Annotated in this window: 24 protein-coding genes; 5 read left to right on the forward strand and 19 right to left on the reverse strand. The window is 64.9% G+C overall.

The features are described 5' to 3' along the window. The first annotated feature begins 6 nt into the window (after positions 1-6). Positions 7-747, forward strand: a complete 741-nt coding sequence (locus JQ591_RS29895; protein WP_211399567.1) for an IclR family transcriptional regulator — start codon at positions 7-9, stop codon at positions 745-747. 7 nt (positions 748-754) lie between these two features. On the opposite strand, the gene JQ591_RS29900 is transcribed toward JQ591_RS29895, so the two are convergent. From JQ591_RS29900 to JQ591_RS29910, 3 genes are all read right to left on the reverse strand, one after another. After that, a complete protein-coding gene (locus JQ591_RS29900) occupies positions 755-1,171 on the reverse strand; it encodes a hypothetical protein (RefSeq protein ID WP_211399568.1) in 417 nt (138 codons plus the stop codon). Between the two features lie 150 nt (positions 1,172-1,321). Continuing rightward, positions 1,322-2,113, reverse strand: coding sequence for a transporter substrate-binding domain-containing protein (locus JQ591_RS29905; RefSeq protein ID WP_211399569.1), 792 nt, complete (start codon positions 2,111-2,113; stop codon positions 1,322-1,324). Positions 2,114-2,142: 29 nt separating this feature from the next. Beyond that, the gene (locus JQ591_RS29910) at positions 2,143-2,940 is read right to left on the reverse strand and encodes a fumarylacetoacetate hydrolase family protein (RefSeq protein WP_211399570.1); all 798 of its coding nucleotides are present in this window, start codon (positions 2,938-2,940) and stop codon (positions 2,143-2,145) included. A gap of 199 nt (positions 2,941-3,139) precedes the next feature. Between JQ591_RS29910 and JQ591_RS29915 the strand changes: the two genes are divergently transcribed. Beyond that, positions 3,140-4,039, forward strand: a complete 900-nt coding sequence (locus JQ591_RS29915; protein ID WP_211399571.1) for a LysR substrate-binding domain-containing protein — start codon at positions 3,140-3,142, stop codon at positions 4,037-4,039. Position 4,040: 1 nt separating this feature from the next. On the opposite strand, the gene JQ591_RS29920 is transcribed toward JQ591_RS29915, so the two are convergent. From JQ591_RS29920 to JQ591_RS29960, 9 genes are all read right to left on the reverse strand, one after another. Beyond that, positions 4,041-5,513 carry an amidase gene (locus JQ591_RS29920; RefSeq protein WP_211399572.1) on the reverse strand — a complete coding sequence of 491 codons (1,473 nt, stop codon included), beginning with the start codon at positions 5,511-5,513 and terminating at the stop codon, positions 4,041-4,043. A 17-nt stretch (positions 5,514-5,530) separates the two neighbouring features. Next, positions 5,531-6,328 (reverse strand): FAD binding domain-containing protein, encoded by a 798-nt coding sequence (locus JQ591_RS29925; protein ID WP_211399573.1) that lies wholly within the window; start codon positions 6,326-6,328, stop codon positions 5,531-5,533. A gap of 11 nt (positions 6,329-6,339) precedes the next feature. Further along, complete coding sequence (locus JQ591_RS29930) at positions 6,340-8,727, reverse strand: xanthine dehydrogenase family protein molybdopterin-binding subunit (protein ID WP_211399574.1); 2,388 nt, start codon at positions 8,725-8,727, stop codon at positions 6,340-6,342. A gap of 2 nt (positions 8,728-8,729) precedes the next feature. Further along, positions 8,730-9,221, reverse strand: a complete 492-nt coding sequence (locus tag JQ591_RS29935) for a (2Fe-2S)-binding protein (protein WP_211399575.1) — start codon at positions 9,219-9,221, stop codon at positions 8,730-8,732. 21 nt (positions 9,222-9,242) lie between these two features. Beyond that, the gene (locus tag JQ591_RS29940) at positions 9,243-10,349 is read right to left on the reverse strand and encodes an ABC transporter ATP-binding protein (RefSeq protein ID WP_211399576.1); all 1,107 of its coding nucleotides are present in this window, start codon (positions 10,347-10,349) and stop codon (positions 9,243-9,245) included. A gap of 7 nt (positions 10,350-10,356) precedes the next feature. After that, positions 10,357-11,262 (reverse strand): ABC transporter permease, encoded by a 906-nt coding sequence (locus JQ591_RS29945; protein ID WP_211399577.1) that lies wholly within the window; start codon positions 11,260-11,262, stop codon positions 10,357-10,359. Next, complete coding sequence (locus JQ591_RS29950; protein WP_211399578.1) at positions 11,259-12,137, reverse strand: ABC transporter permease; 879 nt, start codon at positions 12,135-12,137, stop codon at positions 11,259-11,261. The genes JQ591_RS29945 and JQ591_RS29950 overlap by 4 nt, the downstream gene beginning before the upstream one ends. A gap of 82 nt (positions 12,138-12,219) precedes the next feature. Continuing rightward, positions 12,220-13,569, reverse strand: a complete 1,350-nt coding sequence (locus JQ591_RS29955) for an ABC transporter substrate-binding protein (RefSeq protein WP_211399579.1) — start codon at positions 13,567-13,569, stop codon at positions 12,220-12,222. 263 nt (positions 13,570-13,832) lie between these two features. Beyond that, positions 13,833-15,134, reverse strand: a complete 1,302-nt coding sequence (locus JQ591_RS29960; protein ID WP_211399580.1) for an MFS transporter — start codon at positions 15,132-15,134, stop codon at positions 13,833-13,835. Positions 15,135-15,482: 348 nt separating this feature from the next. Between JQ591_RS29960 and JQ591_RS29965 the strand changes: the two genes are divergently transcribed. From JQ591_RS29965 to JQ591_RS29975, 3 genes are read left to right on the forward strand one after another with little or no spacing between them, the layout of a single operon-like run. Next, entirely contained in the window at positions 15,483-16,697 is a 1,215-nt protein-coding gene (locus JQ591_RS29965; protein WP_211399581.1) for an ABC transporter substrate-binding protein, read from the forward strand. 7 nt (positions 16,698-16,704) lie between these two features. Next, a complete protein-coding gene (locus JQ591_RS29970) occupies positions 16,705-18,438 on the forward strand; it encodes an FAD-dependent oxidoreductase (RefSeq protein WP_211399582.1) in 1,734 nt (577 codons plus the stop codon). 23 nt (positions 18,439-18,461) lie between these two features. Further along, entirely contained in the window at positions 18,462-19,256 is a 795-nt protein-coding gene (locus tag JQ591_RS29975) for an IclR family transcriptional regulator (RefSeq protein ID WP_211399583.1), read from the forward strand. Positions 19,257-19,411: 155 nt separating this feature from the next. Here JQ591_RS29975 and JQ591_RS29980 read toward each other — a convergent pair whose 3' ends face one another. From JQ591_RS29980 to JQ591_RS30010, 7 genes are all read right to left on the reverse strand, one after another. Beyond that, entirely contained in the window at positions 19,412-20,191 is a 780-nt protein-coding gene (locus JQ591_RS29980) for an SDR family NAD(P)-dependent oxidoreductase (protein WP_211399584.1), read from the reverse strand. 56 nt (positions 20,192-20,247) lie between these two features. Then, positions 20,248-20,838 (reverse strand): thiamine pyrophosphate-dependent enzyme, encoded by a 591-nt coding sequence (locus tag JQ591_RS29985; protein WP_211399585.1) that lies wholly within the window; start codon positions 20,836-20,838, stop codon positions 20,248-20,250. Next, entirely contained in the window at positions 20,838-21,380 is a 543-nt protein-coding gene (locus tag JQ591_RS29990) for a thiamine pyrophosphate-binding protein (RefSeq protein ID WP_211399586.1), read from the reverse strand. Before JQ591_RS29990 ends, JQ591_RS29985 begins: the two co-directional genes overlap by 1 nt. A 308-nt stretch (positions 21,381-21,688) precedes the next feature. Further along, complete coding sequence (locus JQ591_RS29995) at positions 21,689-22,393, reverse strand: GntR family transcriptional regulator (protein WP_211399587.1); 705 nt, start codon at positions 22,391-22,393, stop codon at positions 21,689-21,691. A 17-nt stretch (positions 22,394-22,410) separates the two neighbouring features. Beyond that, complete coding sequence (locus JQ591_RS30000) at positions 22,411-23,154, reverse strand: aspartate/glutamate racemase family protein (RefSeq protein ID WP_211399588.1); 744 nt, start codon at positions 23,152-23,154, stop codon at positions 22,411-22,413. Between the two features lie 9 nt (positions 23,155-23,163). After that, the gene (locus JQ591_RS30005) at positions 23,164-24,429 is read right to left on the reverse strand and encodes an NAD(P)/FAD-dependent oxidoreductase (protein ID WP_211399589.1); all 1,266 of its coding nucleotides are present in this window, start codon (positions 24,427-24,429) and stop codon (positions 23,164-23,166) included. 3 nt (positions 24,430-24,432) lie between these two features. Beyond that, the gene (locus tag JQ591_RS30010) at positions 24,433-26,094 is read right to left on the reverse strand and encodes a thiamine pyrophosphate-binding protein (RefSeq protein WP_211399590.1); all 1,662 of its coding nucleotides are present in this window, start codon (positions 26,092-26,094) and stop codon (positions 24,433-24,435) included. Positions 26,095-26,142: the final 48 nt, after the last annotated feature.

Raw genomic sequence — 26,142 nt, forward strand, 5'->3', positions numbered from 1 at the left:
CTCACCATGATCGTTCGCCAAGCCGCCAACGTCCTGGAGATCATGGAATTCTTCGCGCAGACGAGGAAGCCGGCGACGCTTGCCGAGATCGCCGATCATTTCGGCTGGCCCCGTTCGTCGACCTTCAACCTGCTCGCGACGCTGTCGGAGAAAGGCTATCTCTACGAACCGCGGCCGCGCGCCGGCTTCTATCCGACGCCACGCTGGCTGGCGATGGCGCGGATGATCTCCGAGGTCGAGCCGTTGCCGCCATGGACGCATACGCTGGTGACCGACCTCTCGGCCGAGACCGGCGAGACCGCCTCCATCGTGGCGCCGGCCGGCGTGATGGCCGTGTTCATCGACGTCGTCGAGTCCAAGGCAGCGATCCGTTATTTCGCCACCATCGGCCACCGCGTGCCGATCCATGCCACGGCAAGCGGTCGCGCGCTGCTGCTGCAATACTCGCAGGAGGAGCGCGACTCCGTCTATCGCAAGATCGAGTTCAAGCAATACGGCCCGTCCACGCCGATCAGCATCGAAGCAGTCGAGACCGAGCTGCGCAACTCGATCCAACGCGGCTACTGCCAGAGTTTTGGCGACTACAGTCGCGATCTCGCCGGTGCAGCGATCCCGCTGCCGATCAGCGATCGCAGACTTTCGGTTGTCGTCGCGGGCCCTGAGTTCCGGATCGGGCCGAAGGTCGAGGAAGTCGCGGCGCTGATCGCACGGACGGTCGATCGGCTGCGGCCGAAGGCGGCGGCGTAAGCTGACCTCAGTCGAATCCTTGAACCGGCGGCGTCGTGGTCTGCGCGGGCACCGCAGGAGCAGCTTGAACGGGCTGCACCGCAGGCGCGGCTTGAACCGGCGGATTGCTGGCAGCTCTCATCCGGCCGTTCGCATCCATCGCCTCGCGTGTGCGCGGCGGAGCGCCGGTCGCGGCCGCACGGTACGCCTCCCGACGCGGCGGCTGCCGATGTCTTGCCGAGCGTGAATCTCTCGCGCCCCAGGACCGCGCGATTGCAGGTCCGGCGGTATAACCGACCACCGCGCCCGCGACGGCACCGATCGGACCCAGCACGACGGCGCCTGACACGGCTCCCAACGCCGCAGCACCAGCGCGCTCCTGCGCGACGGCGCTCGCAGGCACGCTAGCCAGCATCACGACGGCGGTGATCAGAGCTTTGTTCATCGGAGCGCCTCCCTCACGGGAGTGACTCATACTTAAATATGGCTGCACGAGGTTTGTTCGTTGCCCAACACAGGGCAATCGTCGATGGAACTCCGGCAATTCAAAGGCCCCTGCCTTCAGATCGTGGTCCCAGCGGAGGCAGATCGGCAACTACGGCGCGACCTTGTCGCTGGTAAATCCGTTACCGTCGAGCGCGCTTCGCACCGTGCCATCCGCCTTGGCCTCGTCGAGGAAATGCGCGGCCCAGGCCTTTGCCGCGGCCTTGCCCTTGGGAACGACCACGACCACGCCTGTCGACTGGATCACTTGGTCGAGCACCCTCGTTCCAGGCAGCTTTCGCGAGAGGTCTTCCAAGGCGCCCATGCCCATCGCGAGAGCATCGAGCTCGCCCTTGCCGATCAGCTCAGCCGCCTCTTCCGGCTTCACGAACTTTGTCAGCTTCGCCTGCTTCAGCGACCTCTCGACCGTGCGTGACGTCGACGTCCCCTCGATGCAGCCGACACGCATCCCGGCACGATCGACATCGGCAACGGAGCGGATGTCCGAACCGGCGCGAACGAGATAACCGCTCATATAGGCGACGTAAGCGGGTCCCTGGTCCACGAACTGCTCGCGCTTGACGTCCGCCGGCATGAAGGAGAGGTCCCAGACGTCCTTGCCGCTGGCGGCGGCGATCTCGTCGGAGCTCTGGTATTCGACGAGCAGGAGCGGAACGTGCAGCTTGTCGGCAGCGGCCTTGGCGAGTTCGACGGTGACGCCGCGCGGCTTTCCGGTTGAAGGATCACGCGTTGTCCAGAACGCCGACGCGGCGGGGCCGACGGCCACCGCCACGCGCAGCGCTCCCGTGGGGGCGACGTCGCTCTTGCCTTCAGCGTTTCCCGTTACTGCGCTGGTGACAGCAAAGGCCAGCCCCAACGTGGCGACCATGGCATACCGCAACATGTTGCACTCCCGGTCTGGGGCTCGATCAATCAGACGATCTTGATCGACATGTCCGGCAAGCCGTCGAGCTTGCACAGGAGCACGTCGCCCTTCACGACGGGACCGACATTCTCCGGCGTGCCGGAATAGATGATGTCGCCGGCCTTGAGCTCGAAAGCTTCCGACAGTTTTGCGATCTGCTCGGCCACGCTCCAGATCATCTTGCTGAGATCCGAGCTCTGCTTCACCGTCCCGTTGATCGCCAGCGAAATGGCGCCCTTGTCGAAATGGCCGGTCTTGCTGGCCGGATGGATCGGGCCGATCACCGCGGCGTGGTCAAAGCTCTTGCCGATCTCCCACGGCTTCTTTTCCGCGGCCATGCCGTTCTGGAGATCGCGCCGGGTCATGTCGAGGCCGAGCGCGTAGCCATAGACATGGTCGAGCGCCTTCTCGGCCGGGATGTTGGAGCCGCCGGACTTGAGCGCGGCGACCAGCTCGACCTCGTGGTGATAGTTCTTGGTCAGCGACGGATAGGGATGATCGGCGACCTCGCCCACAGCAACGTTCTGGATTGCGTCGGTCGGCTTCTGGAAGAAGAACGGTGGCTCGCGGTTCGGGTCCGAGCCGCGCTCGATCGCGTGCGCCGCGTAGTTGCGCCCGATGCAGTAGATGCGGCGGACCTGGAACACCTGGGTTTCGCCGACGATTGGGATCGCGACCATCGGCACCGGAAAGATCGGCTTCGACCCGGCCTGCCCCGCAGCCGGCGTTGCTTCGGCGATTGAAGCAGCACTTGCCGCCGCGGCAATTGCAAGCAACTCTCGTCGCGTTGGTGAGGTCTCTTTCATGTTTCGTGCTCCCTTTTATGTTCATTGGGCGCATCATGCGCGCCGGGCCGCCTGATAATCGATATTCAGTATGCCAGCAACGCTGGACTGGCACGGCGTCTAATTGATGAGAACAAGCCCGCCTGCGGCCTAGACATTCAAGCCTGCCACCTTAGCCTAGCATGGAACTTGCATAAATTCTGGGCGACATGGACGCCACATGAACCTCATCAGTCTCGACATCCGCATGCTCCGGTCGCTGATCTCGGTGGTCGAGACCGGCAGCATTACCGAGACCGCGCGCCGGCTGGGCCGCACCCAGCCGGCGATCACCTTGCAATTGCAGCGGCTGGAGGAGCTCACCGGCAAGCAATTGTTCGAGCATGCCGGCCGCCGGCTGACGCTGAGCGAGGATGGCACCACTGTTCTCACCTACGCCAAATCCATCCTCCGGTTGCATGACGAATTGATTTCGCAACTGGCGTCACAGGAGATCGAGGGTCAGGTCGTGCTCGGCACGCCCGACCTCTATGCCGCCTTCATGCTGCCGCAGATCCTCAGCGTGTTCCGAAAATCCTTCCCGCGCGTTCAGGTCGAGCTCAATTGCGCGCTCTCGACGCCGCTGGTGGGCCTCGTCAAGCGCGGCGATGTCGACATCGCGCTCGTCACCCGCATGAACGATTTTACGGGCGGCCAAGTGGTACGGCGCGAGCAACTGGTCTGGATGACCGGCGAGCAGTCCGCCGCGCACCAGGAACGGCCCATTCCGCTGGCGCTGCTGCCGCCCGGCAACATCTACCGCGACTACGCGATCGACACGCTGGAACGCGCGAATCTGCGCTGGCGCATCGCCTGCGTCAGCGAAAGCGTCGGCGGCCTCCAGGCAGCCGCCTTCGCCGGCATGGCCGTGACCGTACTCGGCCGCAGCGCGCTGGTGCCTGCGATGCGCGAGATCGGCCCCAACGAGGGCCTGCCACCGCTGCCGAAGATCGAGCTGCTGCTCTACAAGTCGAGCGGCGCGACCTCGAAGGCGGCGACCGCCCTGCACGACTATCTCGCGCACTATTTGCGCCTCGACGAAGAACTCAGCGGCCGCGGCGCGCCGATCGAGCTGTCTTAGCTTACGCTTTCTGGCGCAGCGCCATCTGCGGCCAGAATTTTGCCCAGGGCTGCGCCGCTTCGAACGCGGCGGCGATGCGGAAAATGGTCGGCTCGTCGAGCCAGCGCGCCACGATCTGCAAGCCGATCGGCAGACCATCGCGATCGAAGCCGCAAGGCAGCGTCGCCGCCGGAAGGCCGGCGAGATTGATCGGCCAGGTGAAGGGCGACCAGCCCAGATGCGGATCGACCTTGCTGCCGTCGATCGTGTCGACGCCGATCCGGCCGGCTTCGAACGCGGTCACCGCGACCGTCGGCGTCACCAGCGCATCGACGCGCTCGAAAAGCTTCAGGAAGCCGCTGCGAGCCTGACCGCGACGATACCCCGCTTCGATATAGTCCGAGCCGCTGTAGCGCCGGCCGGCACTGATGACATCAAGATAATCTGCTTCGGAGCCGGCGAGATCGGCCGTGGTCCTGGTTGCGACCGCAGCCGCCTGTTCGGTAAAGGCGATCGGCTTCAGCGTGTGCTCCAAAATGCCGGGATCGAGGCCCGGACCATCCATGGTGACCTGCGCGCCGCAAGCATCGAGAATGGCCAGCGCCTTGCCGAACGCCGCGCGCACCTCGGGGCTGACGGCGGCGTAGCCGAGATCGACGCTGGCGCCGATACGAATGCCGTTCAACGGCTCGGCGTTCGTATCGAACCGCCGCGCCGCCACCGGCAGGCTCGCGGGATCGCGCAGGTCGTAGCCGGCGATGATCTCCAGTGTCAGCGCGGCATCCGTGACCGTGCGCGTGATCGGCCCGGTATGCGCAAGCGAGCCCCAGGACGGTGGCGAGAAGCCGGGCGAGCGCGGCACCAGGCCAAAGGTCGGCTTGAGGCCGAACACACCGCAAAAGGACGAGGGCACGCGGATCGAGCCGACGCCGTCGGTTCCGATCGCGATCGGACCGCAGCCTGCGGCAACGCCCGCCGCCGCGCCGCCGCTCGATCCGCCGCTGGTGCGACCGGGGTTCCAGGGATTGCGCGTGGTACCGGTGACCGGGCTGTCCGCCGTCAACTTGTAACCGGACTCGCAGGTCGTGGTCTTGCAGGTGACGATCGCACCCGCCTGCTTCAGCGACGAGACAACCGCCGCGTCGACGTCAGGCACGAATGCCTTGTTCATCGGCGAGCCGCCATAAGCCGGCACGCCTGCGACAAAGACGAGGTCCTTGATCGTGACGGGTACACCGGCGAGCGGCCCCTGGGGCTCGCCGGCGCGCATCTCCCTGGTGAGACGATCGGCCTCCGCCCTCGCCTGCTCGTACATCGGCGTCACCACCGCGTTGCAGGTCTCGTTCGTCACCTCCAGCGCGGCAATGGTGTCGTCGACGACATCGCGCGGAGTGAACGCCTTGCGCCGGTAGCCGGCCAGGATCTCGGTTGCGGAAAGCGAGCCAAGGCCAGTCGGCGCCGGCGGGAAGGCCGTTCGGCCGGAACCATCAGTCATCATCAACCCTAAAAGAGCTAGCTGAGCGCCGCGTCGACGGCGCGCTTGGCCATGACCGTGACGAGATGTGCACGGTAGTCGGCTTCGGCGTGGATATCGGAGGTGAGACCGTCGGTGTCGATCCTGATCGCCGCGATCGCGGACGGATCGAAATTTTGCGACAGCGCTTCTTCCATCGGGGGAACGCGGAATACGCCGGAGCCTGCTCCGGTCACGGCCACGCGAACGCCATCGGCGAATTTCGCGACGAACACGCCGACCAGCGCATAGCGCGACGCCGGCGCCTTGAACTTGGCGTAGCCCGCCTTGAACGGCACCGGAAAGCGGATCGCCGTGATGATCTCGCCAGGTTCTAGCGCGGTCTCGAACAGGCCACGGAAGAACCCGTCGGCCGCGATCTCGCGTGTGCTGGTGACGACGGTGGCGCCAAGACCGAGCACACCCGCCGGATAATCGGCCGCCGGATCGTTGTTCGCGACCGATCCGCCGATGGTGCCACGGATGCGTACGGCGGGATCGCCGATCATCGAGGCCAGCGCGGCGAGACCGGGAATCTTTGCCTGCACCAGCTTCGAGGCAGCCACCACCGCATGCGGCGTCATCGCGCCAATGGTGACGGTGGCGCCGTCGTCGGTGATACCCTTGAGGTTCTCGAGCCTCGACAGGTCGATCAAGGCAGGCGGACTGGCCAGCCGCTGCTTCAGCGTCGGGATCAGCGTCATGCCGCCGGCGACGAGCTTGCTGTCCTCGATCGAGGTCAGCAGTTTTGCAGCGTCGGGAATCCGGCCCGGCTGGTGATAGGCGAACGGCTTCATTGTTATCCTCCCTATTCCGCAGCGACCGGCAGCGACGCGTTCTGCAGCAGGCGCCAGATCCGGTTCGGCGTCGCCGGCATGTCGACATGGGTGACGCCGAGATGCGACAGCGCATCCACCACCGCGTTGATGACCGCGGCCGGCGAACCGATGGTACCGACCTCGCCGCAGCCCTTCACGCCCATCGGCGTGTGCGTGCACAGCGTCGAATGGGTCGCGATTTTCATCATCGGCATGTGGTCGGCGCGCGGCATGCAGTAGTCCATCAGCGAGCCCGACAGCAGCTGGCCCGAGCCCTCGTCATAGACCGCGTTCTCGTACAGCGCCTGACCGACGCCCTGCACGATGCCGCCGTGCAACTGGCCCTCGACGATCATCGGGTTGATGACGGTGCCGACGTCGTCGACCGCGGTGTAGTCGACCAGCGTCACCGTGCCGGTTTCCGGATCAACCTCGACCTCGGCGATGTGGCAGCCGCCGGGATAGGTGAAGTTGACGGGATCGTAATAGGCCTGCTCCTCAAGCCCCGGCTCCAGCACTTCGAGCGGATAGTCGTGAGGCACGTAGGCGGCGCCCGCGATCTCCTCGAACGTCTTCATGCGGTCGGTGCCCGCGACCGAGAATTTTCCGGCCTCGAATTGGATATCGACTTCGGCCGCTTCAAGCAGATGCGCCGCGATCTTCTTGCCTTTCGCGACCACCTTGTCCGTCGCCTTCGACAGCGCCGCGCCGCCGACCACCAGCGAGCGCGAGCCATAGGTGCCCATGCCGAACTGCACGCGATCGGTATCGCCGAACACGATGTCGACATTCTCAAAGGACACGCCGAGCTTTTCCGAGACGATCTGCGCAAACGTCGTCTCATGGCCCTGGCCGTGATTGTGGGTGCCAATCATGACCGTCACCTGGCCGGTCGGATGCACGCGCACCGTGGCACTTTCATAGAGCCCGCCGCGCGCTCCCAGCCGCCCGGCAAAACGCGACGGCGCAAGGCCGCAGGCCTCGACATAGGTCGAGTAGCCGAGCCCGCGGAATTTGCCCCTGCGCGCCGAGTCCGCCTTGCGGATTCCGAAGTTCTTGACGTCGGCCGCGACAAGAGCGCCGTCGAGACACCCCATCGGATCGCCGGAATCGTACTGCACCAGCACCGGCGTCTGATAGGGATAGGCCTCCTTCGGGATCATGTTGCGGCGGCGGATCTCGACCCGGTCGATACCCATTTCGGCTGCCGCGACGTCGACGATGCGCTCCAGCACGAAGGTCGCCTCGGGTCGGCCCGCGCCGCGATAGGCGTCGACCGGAACGGTGTTGGTGAACACCACCTTCACGTTGCAGTAGATTGCTGGCGTGGTGTAGACGCCGCCGAGCAGCGGTCCGTAGAGATTGGTCGGGATGTTCGGTCCGAAGGTCGAGAGATAGCCGCCCATATTGGCGAGCGTGTTGACACGGAAGGCGAGGAATTTTCCGGTCTCGTCGAGTGCGAGTTCGGCCTCGGTGACGTGATCGCGGCCGTGCCGATCGGAGACATAACCCTCCGACCGGCTCGCGACCCATTTGATCGGCCGCATCACGCGCTTGGCGGCCCAGGTGATCACGGCCTCCTCGCCATAGTGGAACTGCTTGACGCCAAAGCCGCCGCCGACATCGGGTGCGACCACGCGCAGCTTGTGCTGCGGAATGTTCAGCACCAGCGCGCCCATCAAAAAGCGCACGACGTGCGGGAACTGGCTGGTGGTCCACAGCGTGAAGCGATCGGTGCCGGGCTCATATTCAGCGATCGCCGCGCGCGGCTCCATCGGGTTGCCGATCAGCCGGTTGTTGACGAGGCTGAGCTTTGCGACATGCACCGCTTTCCGGAAGGCGGTCTCGACCGCGGCCTTGTCGCCGAGCTCCCAATCGCAGCAGATGTTGTTCGGCACGTCGTCGAACAGTTGCGGCGCGCCCGGCCGCACGGCTTCGAGCACGCCGACCACCGAGGGCAGCACCTCGTAATTCACCGTCATCAGCTCGGCTGCCGCGTTGGCCTGCTCCGGCGTCTCCGCGACGACGAAAGCCACCATGTCGCCGACGAAGCGCACCTTGCCCTGCGCCAGCATCGGGAATGGCGGCTCCTTCATCGGCACGCCCTTGGCATCCGAGATACCCCAGCCGCAGGGCAGCGAGCCCAGCTTGTCGGCGGCGACATCCTCGCCGGTCAGGACCGCGATGACGCCGGGCGATGCGAGCGCCGCACCCTTGTCGATGCCGCGCAGGATCGCGTGTCCGTGCGGCGAGCGCACGAACACACCCGCCGTCATGCCGGGACGCTTGATGTCGGAGACGTAATTGCCGCGGCCGGTGAGGAAGCGCTGGTCCTCTTTCCGTTTAGGTGACGCGCCGATCCCGATCACATTGCCCATGGTCACTCTCCCTTGGCGGCGTTCATGGCGGCGGCGCCTGATATCACCGAGACGACGATGTTCTGATAGCCGGTGCAGCGGCAGATATTGCCTTCAAGGCCGTGGCGGACGTCGGCTTCCGTCAGGTCCGGCTTCTCGGTCGCGAGCGCCACCGCCGTCATCAGCATGCCGGGCGTGCAAAAGCCGCATTGCAGACCGTGATGCTCACGGAACGCCTCCTGCATCGGATGCATCTGGTTCGAACCGGGGGCGCCGTGAAGCCCCTCGATGGTGAGCAGCGTCGCACCGTCGAGCGCAGGCGCCAGCAGCGTGCAGCTCTTCACCGGCAGGCCGTCGAGATGCACCACGCAGGCGCCGCACTGGCTGGTGTCGCAGCCGATATGGGTGCCGGTGAGGGTGAGCCGCTCGCGCAGCAGCTCGGCGACGAGCGTCGCCGGCTCGACATCGACAGTTGTTGGCCGTCCGTTGAGTGTGAAGGATATCTGCACGATCATACTCCTGTGCGCGACGGGTCTTTAGGCGAGTGGAAGCGCGCTGCCGGTGGCCCATGTGGCCATCACGACGTCGCCGACGGTGAAGGGATCCGCGAAGAAAGTCTTTTCCGGCACATAGGCGACGAACGCGTCGTCCGGCACCGTGTCCAGCATGACCTTGACGAAATAGCCCTGGTATTCGATCGCGAGCACGCGACTCGGCAGCGACGTGGTGCAGCCCGGCGGCAGCTCCCTGCCCGGCCGGACCAGCGCGACATCGTCTCGGCGCACGGCGATGTCGACCTGGTCGCCGACGCTGACCGAAGGCCGCGTCTGAAGCGGAACCTCGATGCCCGACGACGCCGCCTGCGCCAGCGTGAAGCACGACCCGTTGACCTTCTCGACCCGGCCCGACAGCACGTTCTGCCCACCCATGAACTCGGCGACGTAACGATCGTGCGGATGGGCATAGACGTCGCGCGCCGCACCCGCCTGCTTGATCTTGCCCTGCTCCATCACCACGACCAGATCGGCGAGTGCGATCGCCTCGAGCTGGGTGTGGGTGACGTGGATGAAGGTAATGCCGAGCTCCTGCTGCATCCGCCTGAGCTCCTGGCGCATCTGCACGCGGAGTTGCTCGTCGAGGGCAGACAGCGGCTCGTCGAGCAAAAGTACCCTCGGCTCGGTGATCGCGGCGCGCGCCAGCGCCACACGCTGCTGCTGGCCGCCGGAGAGTTGCGCCGGCAGGCGGTCGGCGAATTGCGTCAGACGCACCTTCTCGATCATGACATCGGCCGCACGCAGGCGATCGGCCTTCGACAGGCCGCGCACGCGGAGCGCAAAGGCGATGTTCTCGCGCACGCTCAGGTGTGGGAACAGCGCGTAGGACTGGAACATCATCGCGGTTCGCCGCTGCACCGGCGCGAGCCCGACGACGTTCTGGCCGCCGATCACGATCTCACCCGCGCTCGGGTCTTCATGGCCGGCGATCATGCGCAGAATCGTAGTCTTGCCGCAGCCGGACGGGCCGATGAAGCAGCAATAGGCGCCGTCGGCGATCTTCAGGTTGACACCGTCGACCACATTGGTGACGCCGTCAAAGCTCTTGCAGACGCCCGCCAGTTCGATATCGCCGCGATCGCTCTTCATTCCGCGCTCAACCCTTTGTGCTGCTGCCGCGCTTGTTCTGGATCAGCACGATGCTGCCCAGGCTCGCGCCGATGACGATGAAGGAGACGATCGTCGTCACCGTGCCGAGCGCGTAAAGCGAGGGCGACGTGACGTTCAGGGTCATGCTCCAGATCTCCAGCGGCAATGTGTTCAGTGAACCAGCGGTCTGAAGGCTGCGCGCGAACTCGTCGTAGGAGAGCGTGAACCCGAACAGCGCGACCGCGACCAGGCCGGGCGCCAGCACCGGGATTATCACCAGCCGGATCGACTGCCAGCGGCTGGCGCCGAGGTCGTAGGCCGCCTCCTCCCAGACGTGGTTGAAGCGCGACATCACCGCAAACATCACGAGCACGCCGAACGGCAGCGTCCAGGACAGTTGCGCGCCGAGCGCCGAGGTGTACCAGCTCGCATTGAGCCCGAGCGCCTGGAACAACAGACCGGTACCGAGGCCGAGCACGAGACCCGGTGCGACCAGGCTGCCGATCATCATGTAGAACACGACGGTGTCGCCGCGAAAACGCTTGCGAAAACCGAGCCCGGCGAGGAACGAGACCACCACCGTGATGACGGTGACGATGACGGCGAGCTTGATCGATCGATCAAACGAGCCCTTGACGTCGCCGGTCCTCACCTGGGTGAAGAGATCGACGAACCAGTGCAGCGAGGTGCCCTTCATCGGGAAGACGAGGCCGCCGCGGATGTCCTGGAACGACAGGATGTAGATGCAGAACATCGGGCCGTAGAGGGCAAGCACGTAGAGCGCAAACAGCGTCGCCAGCACGTAGAACGTCCGGGGCCGCTCCCCGCGGCTCGGCGCGATCGCCTTGGTCGTCGCCGGCGCGACCGTCTTGGTCGCTTCAGTCTTGGGCATGTCGGCAAGAACCGCGCTCATCGCGTGATCTCCTGCCGGATGTCGACGGTGCGCAGGATCAGCGAGACGATCGCGACCAGCACCAGCGTCAGCAGCACCGCGCTTGCCGCTGCGGTCGGATATTGCAGCACGCCGACGTCCTCGTAGAACGCGCTGACAACCGAAGCCGAACCGCCGCCGGACATCACTTTGACCACGAAGAAATCACCCATCACGATCGACACGACGAAGATGGTGCCGAGCGCGATGCCGCTCTTGGACATCGGCACCACGATCAGGCGCATGATGTCGAACCGGCTGGCGCCGGCGTCGATCGCGGCCTCGATCAGCTTCTTGTCGATCCGCGCCATGGAATTGAAGATCGGCACGATCATGAAAATGGTGAGCTGATGGACATAGGCGATGACCACCGCGAGGTCGGAGAACAGCAACACCTCAAGCGGCTGGCGGATCACGCCGAGCGCCATCAGCGCCTGGTTGATCAGGCCTTCCTTGCCGAGCAGCGGAATCCATGAAATCATCCGGATGATGTTCGAGGTCCAGAACGGCACCGTGCAGAGCAGGAACAGACCAATCGCCAGCAGTTGGTTGCGGACGTGGAAAACCAGGAAGTATGCGACGAAGAAGCCGATGATCAGCGTGAAGATCCAGGTCAGCACCGAGAACTTGATCGTCGCCAGATACAGCTTCAGCGTCAGCGCAGAATGCAGCACCTCGACATAGCTTGCGAGCGTGAAGCCCGGCGTCAGCCCGCCAAAGCCGTCGGTGGCGAAGAAGCTCGCGGCCAGCACGACCAGGATCGGCGCCACGAAGAACGGCACGAGCACCAGCACAAGCGGCGACACGTAGAGCCAGCCGGCGAGATTTGCGCGTGGTGGAGTTTGACTGGACTGCATGTCGGCAAACGCCTCGAAGTCGGTCTTTTGGCACCAGCGCGTCGCCGCGCCGGCGCTTCGTTCACGTCAGGGAAGGCAGGTTTCAGGCCACCTTGAAGTCGTTCCAGCGCTTGTTCATGTAGGCGGCTTCGTCCATCAGCGTGTTCCAGCACGAGATGTTCTTGACGCGGTCGAGGAATGAGCCGCCGTCGCGCTTGGTGCCGGTCTTCTCCATCGGCACGCCATAGGGGTCGTTGACCACCTCGGGCGCGGGCTGGCCCTCGTACCAGAACGCCCATTCGGCCGGCGTGAGGAATTTCTTCGCAGTCGAGGGGACCGGGCTGTAATAGCCGTAGCGCGCGACGAAGCCGCCCTGCCAGCCCGACAGATACCAGTTGAGATATTCGTAAGCCGCGTCCAGCTTCTTGCCGGAGAGATGCTTCATCAGGCCCATGCCGTTGCACCAGCCGCGATAGCCTTCCTTGCCGTTCTTGATGTTGACCGGCGCGTAGACGCAGGGGATTTCTTTCACGCGCACGGCGGCGACCGCCGGCGACCACATCGACTGGATGACCACTTCGCCCGCCGCCATCAGCTGCACCGACTGGTCGAAGGTGGTCCAGGTCGCGCGGAACTGGCCCTGCTTCTTGAGCTCGATCAGCTTGTTGCAGGTGAAGTCGATCTCCTCCTTGGTCATGTTGCCCTTGTTGCCGTACTTGATCAGCCCGGCGCTTTCGAAGCAGAGCGCGGCGTCCATGATGCCGATCGCGGGCACGTCGAGGATCGCGGCCTTGCCTTTGAATTTCGGATCGATCAGATCCTTCCATTCTGTGACTTCATGGCCGACGAGGTCGGGGCGGTAGCCGATGGAGTCGGCATTGTAGACCTGCGGCAGGAAGGTCGCCCATTCGGTCACGCCGTCGTTCAAATCGGTCGAATCGGGCTTGGCGATATACATGGCCTCGTAGGGCGAGATGCCCTGGCGCGGGATCTTGTGACCGTCGATCTCGCCCTTGGTGAAGATCGGCAGGATGTTGTCGAACTCCTTGACCTTCTTGACCTCGATGCCCTGGATCACGCCGCGCTTGGCAGCGAGCTTGGCCTGCCAGCCCTCGAGGTCGGCGATATCGACCGTATTAGGCTGGCTTATGAAGCGGTTGATGGCGGCAGAGGTGTCGAGGTTCTGCATCGTCACCTTGAAGCCCAGATCCTTGGCCGCCTGGTCGCCGATCGCCTTCACCACCGAATAGGACACGCCGACATGGCGCAGCTCGATGTCCTTGATCTCCTGCGCCCAGATGGTCGGGAATCCGCGGATTGCGTCCGATCCTGCGGCCGCGCCGGCCACCGCCGCGGCGCCCTTCAACAGCATGCGCCGGCTCAGCTTTTTCGCAGACTTGTCGCTCGTCCCCGCCGGATTGGCAGTGGATGTCCCCTTGTCCCTGTCAAGCATGGCAACCCTCGTTGGCTACAATGAACGCTGTGCACCGGTCGCCATTGACCGGCTGCGGACGTGATCAATTGCGGGCGAGGCTATGGGCGGGATGTTGTGAAGTAAAATTGGAAGTAAAAATCTGCTGCATAAACGCGGCTAATGGTTCGCCCCGCTGCATCGGCTTTTGGCAACGCGCATAAGAAGGCGTCAGGACCTGCATACAAAGCGATAGCTTCGAAGGTGCGGGCCCGCTCGCGCGGCAGACGTGATGAAAGCGGTGCTCAGGACCTGAGCGAGTCCCGCGCCGTCTCCGGCGCCATCAGCGTCGCGATGATGGTGACGATCGACAGCGCGACGATGTAGACCGAGACGGCCCAATAAGAACCGGCCCATGCCAGCAGCGCGGTCGCAATCAGCGGCGAGAAGCCGCCGCTCAGCGCGGCCGCAACATTGGCTCCCAGCGATGCGCCGCTGTAGCGCACCTGGGTGCGGAACAACTCCGGCATGAAGGCCGCCTTCGGTCCGAACAGCAGCGCATGCGTCAGTGTCATCGTGACGACGAGCGCGAGCGTGATCAGCACCGGCTCCCTGGTGTCGAGGAACCAGAACAACGGAAACGCCAGCGCCACCGAGAACACGCCGCCGGCGAGATACAGCGCTTTGCGGCCGAAGATGTCGGACAGCCAGCCGGCGAGGGGCAGCGTCGCAAGCTCGACGAGCGCGGCATAGACCACCGCATTCAGGATCACCTGCCGCGGCAGGCCGAGCTGCGTCGTGGCATAGACCACGGTGAAAACAGTGAGGAGATAAGCGAGCCCGACTTCGGACACGGTGATGCCGATCGCCAGCAGGAAGCTGCGCCAGTCGCGGCGCAGGACTTCCAGCGCCGGCTGCGCCAGGACCTCCTTGCGCTCGACCACCTCCTTGAAGTGCGGCGTCTCCGCGAGTTTCAGCCGCACGATGAAGCCGACGCCGACGAGCAGGATGCTGATCAGAAACGGCACGCGCCAGCCCCAGCTCAGAAAGTCCGCTTCGGGCAGCTGCGTCATCAGACCAAAGATGCCGGTGGACGCGGCGACGCCGACGGGGAAGCCGATCTGCACCAGACTGCCGTAGAAGCCGCGGCGGTTGCCGGCGTGCTCGGCCACCATGACCACGGCGCCGCTCCACTCGCCACCGAGCCCGATGCCCTGGACGAAGCGCAAAATGACGAGGAAGATCGGTGCCCAGACGCCGATCTGGCTGTAGGTCGGCAGGCAACCGATCAGGAACGTGCCCAGTCCCATCGCGATCATGGTCGCGACCAGCATCTTCTTGCGGCCGAGCCGGTCGCCATAATGCCCGATGATCGCACCGCCGATCGGCCGCGCGACGAAGCCGACCGCATAGGTCGAGAACGCCGCCAGTGTGCCGACGAAGGGATCGAAGCTCGGGAAGAACAGCTTGTTCAGCACCAGCGCCGCCGCCGTGCCGTAGATCAGGAAGTCGTACCACTCGATCGCGGTGCCGAGCGCGCTCGCCCACACCACATGCGCCGTCGCCGATTTCTCCACCGCCGTGGAGATCCCCGATGCTGCCGTCATGCCATGCCCCAAGATTCCAGGTTGCATCATGGCCAATCGTTGTGGCGGTTGCAACTTGCAGGAGTGTTAGTTCTCCCCAAGATCACGATGCGAGATTTTCGCGCCACTGCCTCCTCACCGTCGTCCCGGCGTAGGCCGGGACCCATAACCACAGGGAGGAGTTTGGCGAAGACCCGTGCTCCGGTACTGCGGCCACCCGGCATCGAGAGATCACGCGACATGGGTCCCGGCCTTCGCCGGGACGACGGCGAGCCTTTATTCGCCATTGACAAACTTATTTGCTAATATCTAATTTGCCGCCACAATAACCGGCCGTCCCAAGCGGCCCATAAACGAGAGGGAACGACGATGAGAGGGTTTTTGGCCTGCGCCATGCTCGCGGCCATGACTTCGGCTGCCATGACCACCGTTGCGAACGCGCAAATCTCCGACGACGCCGTGCGGATCGGCGTGCTGACGGATCTGTCGAGCTGGGGCCGCGACAACAGCGGGCCGGGCTCCGTGGAGGCCGCGAAAATGGCGGTGGAGGAATTCGGGCCCACCGTGCTCGGCAAGCCGATCGAGATCATCAGCGCCGACCACCAGATGAAGACCGATGTCGGCGTGCAGATCGTGCGCGGCTGGTTCGACAACGGCAAGGTCGATGCCGTCGTCGACATCCCCAATTCCGGCATCGCGATCGCCGTCCACAACATGGTGCGCGAGCGCAACAAGATTGCACTGCTCTCCGGCCCCGGCGCGAGTTCGCTGACCGACGAGCTTTGCAGCCCGAACACCGTGCACTTCACCTACGATACCTACGCGCTGTCGAAGGTGACGGCCTCCGCCGTGATCAAGGAAGGCGGAAAATCCTGGTACTTCATCACCGCCGACTACGCGTTCGGCCAGCAGCTCGAGAAGGACGCCACGCGCTTCATCAACGAGATGGGCGGCAAGGTTTTAGGTGGCGTGAAACACCCGACCAACACCGCCGATTTCTCGTCCTTTGCGCTCCAGGCGCAAAGCTCGAAATCGGACGTCGTCGCCTTCGCCAATGCGGGCCAGGACACGGACAATGCGATCAAGCAGTCGGGCGAGTTCGGCCTGGTCCAAGGCGGCCAGAAGCTGGTCGGCCTCTTGATGTTCGACACCGACGTGCATGCGATCGGCCTCAAATCCGCGCAGGGCACCTACATGACCACGGCCTCGTATTGGAACATGGACGAGGCGACCCGCGCATGGTCGAGGAAATTCTACGAGCGAACCAAGGTGATGCCGACCATGATCCAGACCGGCGTCTACGGCTCGGTGCTGCATTATCTCAAGGCCATCAAGGCCGCCGGCACCGATGATCCCGCCAAGGCGATGGCCGGGATGCGCGAGCTGCCAATTGAGGATACATTCGTTCATGGTGGACGCTTGCGCGAGGACGGCCGCGTCATTCGCGACATGTATCTCGCCAAGGTGAAAACGCCAGAGCAGTCCAAGGAGCCGTGGGATTACCTGGAAATCATCAAGACGGTGAAGGGCGAGGACGCCTTCCGCCCGGTCTCCGAGTCCAAATGTCCGCTGCTCAAGAAGTGAGGCCTGCATGACCGGCAACGAGCGCAACGCAATTGAGACTTACGAGTGCGACGTGCTCGTGGCCGGATCGGGCGCCTCCGGGATGTCGGCCGCGATCACCGCGCGCTATCGCGGCCTCGACGTCCTGATCGTCGAGAAGGAGCCACGCTTCGGGGGCACCACCGCCCGCTCCGGCGGTTGGTTGTGGATTCCCGGCACCTCGCTGGCGCGCGCCTACGGCATCTCCGAGACGCCGGAGCAGGCCCGCACCTACCTGCGGCACGAAGCCGGCAACAATTACGACGCCGCACGTGTCGATGCATTCCTGAGCGCCGGGCCCGAGGCGGTCGATTTCTTCACCAGCAAGACCGCGCTCCGTTTCGACATGCCGCTGGTGTTCCCGGACTACCACGCCGAGGCGCCCGGCGGCACCCAGGGTGGTCGTTCGATGGTGGCACGCCCGTTCGACGGCCGCGAGCTCGGCGACCAGATCAAGACCCTCGGCACGCCCCTGCCCGAGCTGACCGTATTCGGCATGATGCTCGGATCCGGCAAGGACATCGTCCATTTCATGCGCGCGACGAAGTCGCTGACCTCGGCGGTCTATGTCGCAAAGCGCCTGTCGCGGCATCTGATGGACGTGCTGCGCTACGGCCGCGGCATGACGCTGACCAACGGCAATGCGCTCGCCGGGCGCCTGGCAAAATCCGCGCAGGATCTGAAGATTCCGATGTGGCTGTCCGCGCCGGTGCGCGAGCTGACGGTCGAGAACGGCGCCGTCACCGGCGCCATTGTCGCCCGCGAGGGACGCGACGTCCGCATTCGTGCAAGACAAGGCGTCGTGCTCGCCTGCGGCGGTTTTCCGCATGATGTTGAGCGGCGCAAGAAGATGTTCCCGCACGCGCCGACCGGGAACGAGCATTTCTCGCCGGGGCCGACCGGCAACACTGGCGACGGCCTGCGCCTTGCGGAAAGCGCCGGCGGACATGTCGAGGACCGCCTGCCGAACGCGGCAGCCTGGGTCCCGGTCTCGGTCACCAAGCGCAAGGACGGCTCAAACGGCGTGATGCCGCATTTCATCGACCGCGCCAAACCCGGCGTGATCGCGGTGATGCGTGACGGCAAGCGTTTTGCCAACGAGGGCAATTCCTATCACGACTTCGTCCAGGCCATGGTCAAGGCGGCGAAGCCCGGCGAGGAGATCGCGGCGTACCTGGTCTGCGATCACCAGACCCTGCGCAAATACGGCCTCGGCTGCGTGCCGCCATTCCCGATGCCGCTGGGTCATCACCTCAATACCGGCTATCTCATGCGCGGCGAGACGCTTGAGGCGCTCGCGGCAAAAGCGGGCATCGACGCCGTGGCGTTGGTCGAGACCGTCAAGCAATTCAATGCCACCGCGCCGCAAGGGCACGACGCGGCCTTCGGCAAAGGCTCAAAAGCCTATAACCGCTACCAGGGCGATGCGCTGCACGGCCCGAACCCCTGCGTCGCGCCGATCGAGAACGGCCCGTTCTACGCCATCAAGATGGTGGTCGGCGATCTCGGCACCTATGCCGGCATCGTCACCGACGAGAATGCGCGGGCGCTCGATGCGGAAGGACGGGTGATTCCCGGGCTCTATGCCGCCGGCAACGACATGGCGAGCATCATGGGCGGCAATTATCCCGGGGCCGGCATCACGCTTGGGCCGGCGCTGACCTTCGGCTACATTGCCGGCCGTCATCTCGCCGACAGCGCGGCCCAGCGCAACGCGGCGTAAGCGAGCCGCACGCCAGGAGGCGCATGAAAAGAGAGAGCCGCGGCATCCAGTCGATCGAGGTCGGCGGAGAATTGCTCCGCGCGCTTGCGAGATGCGGCGAGCCGATGATGCTGCGCGACCTCGCGCGCGAGGCCGGCATGACGCCGGCCAAGGCGCATCCCTATCTCGCCAGCTTCTCCCGCATCGGCTTGATCGAGCAGGACGAGACCACCGGCCGCTACGAGATCGGCGCGCTGGCGCTGGAGCTCGGCCTGATCAGCCTGCGCCGCCTGTCCGGCGTACGCGTCGCAGGACCGAAGATCGCGGCGCTCGCAAGTCAGATCGGGCATGCGGTCTCGCTCGCGGTCTGGGGCACGCACGGCCCGACCGTGGTGCAGCTGGAAGAACCCGGCCAGCCCATGCACATCGTGATGCGCGCCGGCTCGGTGATGGCGCTGCTGGAGACGGCCACGGGCCGGGCCTTTGCGGCCTTCCTGCCGGAAAAGACGATCAACGCCGCGCTCGAAAGCGGCCTCGATCGTCACGGCGTCGGCTACAATCCGAAACGCGCGGTGAAAGGCGCGAAGGTCGCCGACATGCTCACCGAGGTCCGCAAGCACGGCCTCGCCCGCGCGCTCGGCGATCCCCTGCCCGGCGTCAATGCATTCTCTGCGCCGGTGTTCGACCATTCCGGCCATGTCGCGCTGGTGATCACCGCGATGGGGCCGGAAGGCACGTTCGATGCCCGCTGGGACAGCCCGATCGCACACGCGCTACGCGACTGCGCCGGCGGTATTTCGAAACGGCTGGGTCACGGGATGACGGTTGCGGCGGAGTGATCGACACGTCGCCAATACAACTACCGCTGTCATGCCCCGCGAAGGCGGGGCATCCAGTACGCCGCGGCCCTTCGGTTCCATAGCAGGCGTCACGGAGTACTGGATCGCCCGGTCAAGCCGGGCGATGACCCGGAATGTGGAGCGTCGCCGTCTCCTTACTTCTCCTTCACCGGCACCGTGTAGTTCAGGATCAGCCGGCCGCCATCGGGATAGATCGTCTGCCCGGTGATGTACGAGGCATCGTCGCTCGCAAGAAACGCCACGACGGAGGCCACCTCGCCCGGCTCGCCGCCGCGGCCTGCCGGCGTACGCGACAGCACGGTCTTGCGGGCATCTTCGGACGTGTAGATCGCGGACGCCACCATGTCGGTCAGGATCGTACCGGGTCCGACGGCCACCACACGAATGTTGTGCGGGGCGAGCGCGACGGCGGCCACTGATGTGAGCTGCTTCATGCCGCCCTTGGAGATGGCATAGGTCGCGAGCGTTGGGATCGCCAGCAGCGCGTTCACCGAAGACATGTTGATGATGACCCCGCCGCCGCCTTGCGCGATCATCTGCTTCGCCGCCGCCTGCACCCCGAAGAACGCACCCTTCAAGTTGATGGCGATGATTTCGTCGAAATCCTGCTCGGATATCTCCAGAATGTCCTGGTTGCGGGCAACGCCGGCGTTGTTGACCATGATGTCGAGCCGGCCGAACTCCTTTACGGCGGTGGCCACGAGCAGGTCGACATCGGCACGCTTGGCGACATTGCCGACGACGGTGCGCAAGGCATCCGGCCGCGCGAGTTCGGCGGCGGTCGCCGCCAAGCCGTCGGCATCGACATCCGAGATGACGACCTTGACGCCGTCGTCGAGGAATCTCTTCGCACAGGCCTTGCCGATGCCGCGCGCCGCGCCGGTGATGGCGGCGACCTTGCCGGTTAGTTTCATGGTCTCACTCCAGAATAGCTGCTTGGGGCAAACCTATTCCGGGCAAGTGCCTCAGCTCAAGCCGCAGCAAAACCGAGATGAGCACGGAACCGGTTCTTGATAAAGACGGCATCGCGCGAGGGCAGCGAGCGCGGCGGATTTTCGGCCAGAACCTTGATGACAAAAAGCCGCGGACCATCGGCCGGCTCGGCGATCTGCCGCGTGAGACGCTCCACTTCCTCGAGCGTCCGCACCGTCCCGGTCGTAGCAAAACCGCAGGCCGTGGCGATGGCGGTGAGATCAACCCCGCGCCCGGTGTGGCTGGCCTGCATCCCGGTCTCGCCAAAATGCTGGTTGTCGATCACGACGATGTCGAGATTGCGCGGGCGCGCGACGCCGATGGTGGCGATGCCGCCGAGGCCCATCAATTGCTCGCCATCCCCGGTCAAAGCGAGGACGGGCTTTCCCGGCTGGGCTTGCGCGAGGCCGAGCCCGATCAGCGCGGCGCCGCCCATGGCGCCCCAGAGATAGAAATTGCCGTCGTGGTCACCGACCGAATGAAGGTCATAGGTCGGCGAGCCGAGGCCGGAAACGACTAGCGTATTCTTGCGATCCTTCAAGAGCGCGGCAACAGCGGCGCGACGATCGAGTTGAGCTTGCATTGGCATCACCACTTCTTCTTGCCGATCAGACGCTGTCCGATCAAAACCGCAATCTGCTGATCGGATTCGTAGGCAAGCGCTGCGGCCGATTCCACCGTCTCGATAAGATCTTCCGCTGTCTCCGCGCGCATCACCTTCAGGCCGATCGCCTCCAGCGACGGCTGCGTCGCCCGGCTCATCGGCACCTGCCAGGGATTGAACTCGGCCCATTCGCCGCGCATCGTCACCAGCATCAGCAGCGGAAAGCGACCGATCGCCGACAGTGACAGCATGTTGATGCAATTGCCGACCCCGCTCGACTGCATCAGCAGCACGCTGCGCTGACCGCCGAGCCAGGCGCCGGCGGCGATGGCGACGCCCTCCTCTTCCGTCGTCAGCACGTTGGTGGTGACGTCTTGGTCCGCCGAGGACAGACGGATGAGCTGGCTGTGGCCGGCATCGGGGACGTAGGACATCTGCCGCACGTCGGCAGCTTTCAGGATGCGGTAGAGCTCGGACGGCCAGTCATCGCTTGTGCGAGAGTCGGGATTCGGTTGAGGGCTATGCACCGCTTGTCTCCGTGAATTACGAGCGGCACGCTAGCGATGTTCGCGCGCGAAAGCTCTGACCGTCTGGGACGATCAGATATCGAAGGATTGTATAGCTGGCCTCTCACTGTCGTAGGGGCCAAAGTGCGATGCGCATGACTGCGCCCTCTCCCCTTGCGGGAGAGGGCATCACCGTTGGTCGACAAACACTCGCTTGGGTGAGGGGTTTATCTCCACGTATTCAATCGCATCCGCGCGCGCCGAGAGATACCCCTCATCCGGCGCTTCGCGCCACCTTCTCCCGCAAGGGGAGAAGGGAAGAAAGAACCTCAATTCCCCGAAGACCTCGCCGTCGCCGGCATGTAGATCTGCGCGTAGCCTTCCTTGATCGCTGACGTGATCCGATCGAGGCGGCGGTCGATGTGCTTTTCGAGCACTGACACGCAAGCGTCTTCGTCGCGGGCCTTCAGGCCTTCGACGACGGCGCGGTGTTCGGCCTGGGTGTTGGAGCGGTTGATGCTGTCCATGTCGATCCAGCGCACGAAGCGGATGCGGGCGTTGACGTTGCGCAAGACGCGCAGCATCTCCGCATTGTTCGACATCTCCATCAGCCGCTCGTGAAAGGTCTCGTCGAGTTCGACCAGTTCCACCGAGGAGCGCTCGCCCGGATCTGGACCGGTGGCTTCGAGGAATTTCAAGAGCGCGTCGATGTCCTCGTCCCTGGCGCGCCGGATGGCGAGACGGATCGAGGCGACCTCGATCGACTTGCGCAGCTCGTAGAGATCGAAGATCTCGTGGGCGTCGAGCTCGCGGCAGAAGAAGCCTTTGCCCGGCGTGAAGCGCAGGAAGCCTTCGGTATTGAGACGATTGAGCGCTTCGCGCAGCGGCGTGCGGCTGACGCCGAGACGCTTGGCGAGTTCGCCCTCGTTGAGCCGCTCGCCCGGCTTGAACTCATAGCTCACAGCCATCGCCTTGAGCTGTTCGTAGACGCGATCGACGATGCTGTCGGAGGGGGGGTCCAGGTGCTTGTTCATAGGCAACTTCTCGACCTCTAGCCAAACTGACGCGGCCGCAGTCCGGCATGAAACCACATAATCATGGAATAGATATCATAGACGGGCAATCCGACTTCGGCCTGAAGCGCCGCCGCATAAGGTGGCATGTTGGTGCATTCCAGCACGATCGCGCCGACATCCGGGTTCCTGGCGACCAGTTCCTTGCCGGCCTCGACCACGTCACGTTCGGCCTGCGCGATGTCCATGTCGTCCTTCTCGGCCTTGATCAGGACGCGGAAGAATTCCTTGCCGTGCTCGGTGCCGACCAGCGGTGTATCAAGCGGCACGCCGGCGCCTTCGAGATGGGCCGGCGTCAACGACGAACCGGACACCGTGACGAGGCCGACGCGCTTGCCCGGCGGCAAGGTCGCCTGCACCCACGGCACCTGCATCAGTGACGAGGTCGCGACAGGAACGCCGACCGCGGCTGCGATCTCCTTCTGGAACAGCGAGAGGAAGCCGCAATTGGTGGTGATGGCTTCGGCTCCGAGCCGCACCAGATCCTTCGCCGCGTCGATGAAATCCGGCAGCAGACCGGCCGCCCCCTTCAGCACCACCTTCTCCGGCGAGGCACCGCTCACCACGCGATAAAGCACGGGGAAAGGCCAGGTGGTGCCGTTGCCCATGTCGCCGGGAATGCGGGGAAAGCGCGCCTCCAGCATCAAGATGCCGAGCGGCGCCCCATAAATGGCCTTGCCGCCGCGGGCGATTCGGGATGACGATTTGGCTGGAGTGGTCATGGTGCGATCTCAGAGGAAACGATCGGGCGCGAACGGTGCGAGCGGAATTTCCGGCGGCTTGCCGCTCAGAAGCTGGGCGACGAGACGACCGGTACGGGCCGAGCCGACCAGGCCGATATGACCGTGGCCGAAGGCGTAGACGATATCGCGCGAGGCCCGCGCGTAGCCGATGCAGGGGCGGCCGTCCGGCATGCTCGGCCGATGACCGAACCAGGTCTTGATGCGTGAAGCGGGAATGTCCTTCGGCAGCTTCGGGAACATGCTGAAGAGATGGTCGCGCAAAATCTCGGCGCGCTTCCAGTTCGGCGCGGCCTCGAGGCCCGCGATCTCGACCGTGCCGGCGGCGCGCAAACCCTTGTCGGTCCAGTTCACCACCATCTTCGCATCCGAGGCCATCATCGAGCTGCGTGGCCCCGTTTCCGGATTCTCGATCATGACGTGATAGCCGCGCTCGGTCTCCAGCGGCAGCGGATCGCCGACGGATGCGGTGAGCCGCTTCGAATGCGCGCCGGCCGCGACCACCGCGGCATCGCAAGGGATCTCGCCGGTCTCCGTGACGACGGCGATGAGCTTGCTGCCGTTGAGCTTCAGGCCTGTCGCCTTGGCGCGCACGAGCTTCACACCGCTCGCCAGTGCATGATTGGCGAGCGCGGCGACATAGGCTCCGGGGTCACGGCAGCGCCCGGCCTCCTCCACCACCACGCCAAAAGTGTAGCGTGGATGCAAATCGGGCTCGCGCTGACGCATCTCGTCGGCCGAAAGCTCCAGCCATTCGACACCGACGCGCTTGCGCAGGCGCCAGCCGAGATCGTTGTCGAAATTGCCGCGCGACGGGAAGACATGCATCACGCCGTTACGCTCGATCAATTCAGGGACGCCCGCCTCCTCCGCGAGCTTCCTGTGCAACAGCGGCGCGTCCTTCAGGAGGTCGCGCAGCGCAAAGGCCGTCTTCTCGACGCGCGCTTCGGTCCAGCCCGAGAGCAGATACCTGATCAGCCAGGGCAGCGCCTTCGGCAGATAAGACCAGCGGATCGCGAGCGGTCCGAGCGGGTCCATCAGATAGCCGGGCACCTTCTTCCAGACGCCGGGTTCGGCCGGCGGCATCACCGAATGCGAGGAGAGCCAGCCGGCATTGCCGTAGCTCGCCGCCTGTTCGCCACCGGGCTCGCCCGGATCGATCAGCGTGACACGATGTCCCTCGCGCAGCGCCTCGATAGCGCTGATCACGCCGACCGCGCCGGCACCGATGATGGCGACGTGGCGGCTCTGCGTCATCGCTTAAGCCTTCACCGCAGGGGCAAAGTCCTTGCCGACCGACATCGCGCGCGGATCGATGATGCAGTGGAGGATCGACGGCTTGCCCGAGGCGAGCGCACGCTCGAACGCGGGCGCGAACTCTTCGGTGCGCTCGACGCGCTCGCCATGGCCGCCGAACGCTTTTGCGTACATCGCAAAATCCGGGTTCTTGAGCTGGGTGCCGACCACGCGTCCGGGATAGTCGCGCTCCTGGTGCATGCGGATGGTACCGTATTGCGCATTGTCGACGACGATGACGACGAGGGCTGCGTCGTACTGCACGGCGGTCGCGAATTCCTGCCCGTTCATCAGGAAGCAGCCGTCGCCGGCGAAGGCTATGACGGTACGATCCGGATATTGTCGCTTCGCGAGCACTGCCGCCGGCACGCCATAGCCCATCGAGCCCGAGGTCGGCGCGAGTTGGGCCGCAAAGCTGTGGAAGCGGTGATGGCGATGGATCCAGCCCGCATAATTGCCGGCGCCGTTGCAGACGATCGCGTCCTTGGGCAGGCGATCGCGCAGCCAGGTCATGACCTGGCCATACTGGAACGCGCCCGGCAGCTCGCGCGCTTTCTCGGTCCAGGCCAGATAATCGGCATGCGCCTTGGCCGCCTCGCCCTTCCAGGCAACCGCGCCGGCAGGCTTCAACGCTTCGACGGCGGCGGCGAACGCGGCGGGCGTTGCCTGCATCGCGAGCGCCGGCTGATAGACGCGGCCGAGTTCTTCCGAACCCGGATGAACATGGATCAGCTTCTGCTGCGGGGTCGGAATATCGAACAGCGTGTAGGACGAGGACGGCATTTCCGACATGCGGCCGCCGATGAGCAGAATGACATCGGCGCCGTCGATGCGCGCCTTCAGGCCCGGGCTCGGACCGATCCCGAGATCGCCGGCATAGTGCGAGTGATCGGCGTCGATCAGCGACGCGCGGCGGAACGAGGTCGCGACCGGCAGGTCGAATCGTTCGGCAAAGCGCGCGATGCTCCTGGTCGCCTCGTCCGTCCAGCGCGAGCCGCCGAGGATGACGAGCGGCGCCTTGGCGCTCGCAAGCATGGCGCCAACGCGCTCGATATCGGCAGGTGCCGGCCAGCTCACCGCCGGCTCGATGCGCATGGCGTCCGCAACGGCAGCAGTCTCAGTCAGCATATTCTCGGGCAGCGAGATCACCACGGGACCGGGACGGCCCTGCATGGCGACGCGGAAAGCGCGCGCGACCAGCTCCGGAATGCGGTCGGGACGGTCGATCTCGACCGCCCATTTCGCCATGGTGCCGAACACCGCCTTGTAGTCGAGCTCCTGGAACGCCTCGCGCTCGCGCATTCCGGTGTCGACCTGGCCGACGAACAGGATCATCGGCGTGGAATCCTGCATCGCGATGTGGACACCGTGGCTGGCATTGGTGGCGCCGGGGCCGCGGGTGACGAAGCAGATTCCGGGGCGGCCGGTGAGCTTGCCATAGGCCTCCGCCATCATCGCAGCCCCCCCTTCGGCGCGGCAGATCATGACGTCGATCGGGCTGTCATGCAGCGCGTCGAGCGCCGCAAGGTAGCTCTCGCCCGGCACGCAGGTGACTCGCTCGACGCCTTGCGCGACGAGCTGATCGATCAGGATCTGGCCCCCGGTGCGGGTGTTGCGAATGGTCATGACGGCTCCCTCAAGGCTTTGGCGATGCGCTTCGCAGCTTCGCGAAAA

Origin of the sequence: Bradyrhizobium canariense (assembly GCF_018130465.1) — a bacterium.
In the GTDB taxonomy this organism is placed as follows: Bacteria; Pseudomonadota; Alphaproteobacteria; order Rhizobiales; family Xanthobacteraceae; genus Bradyrhizobium; species Bradyrhizobium canariense_C.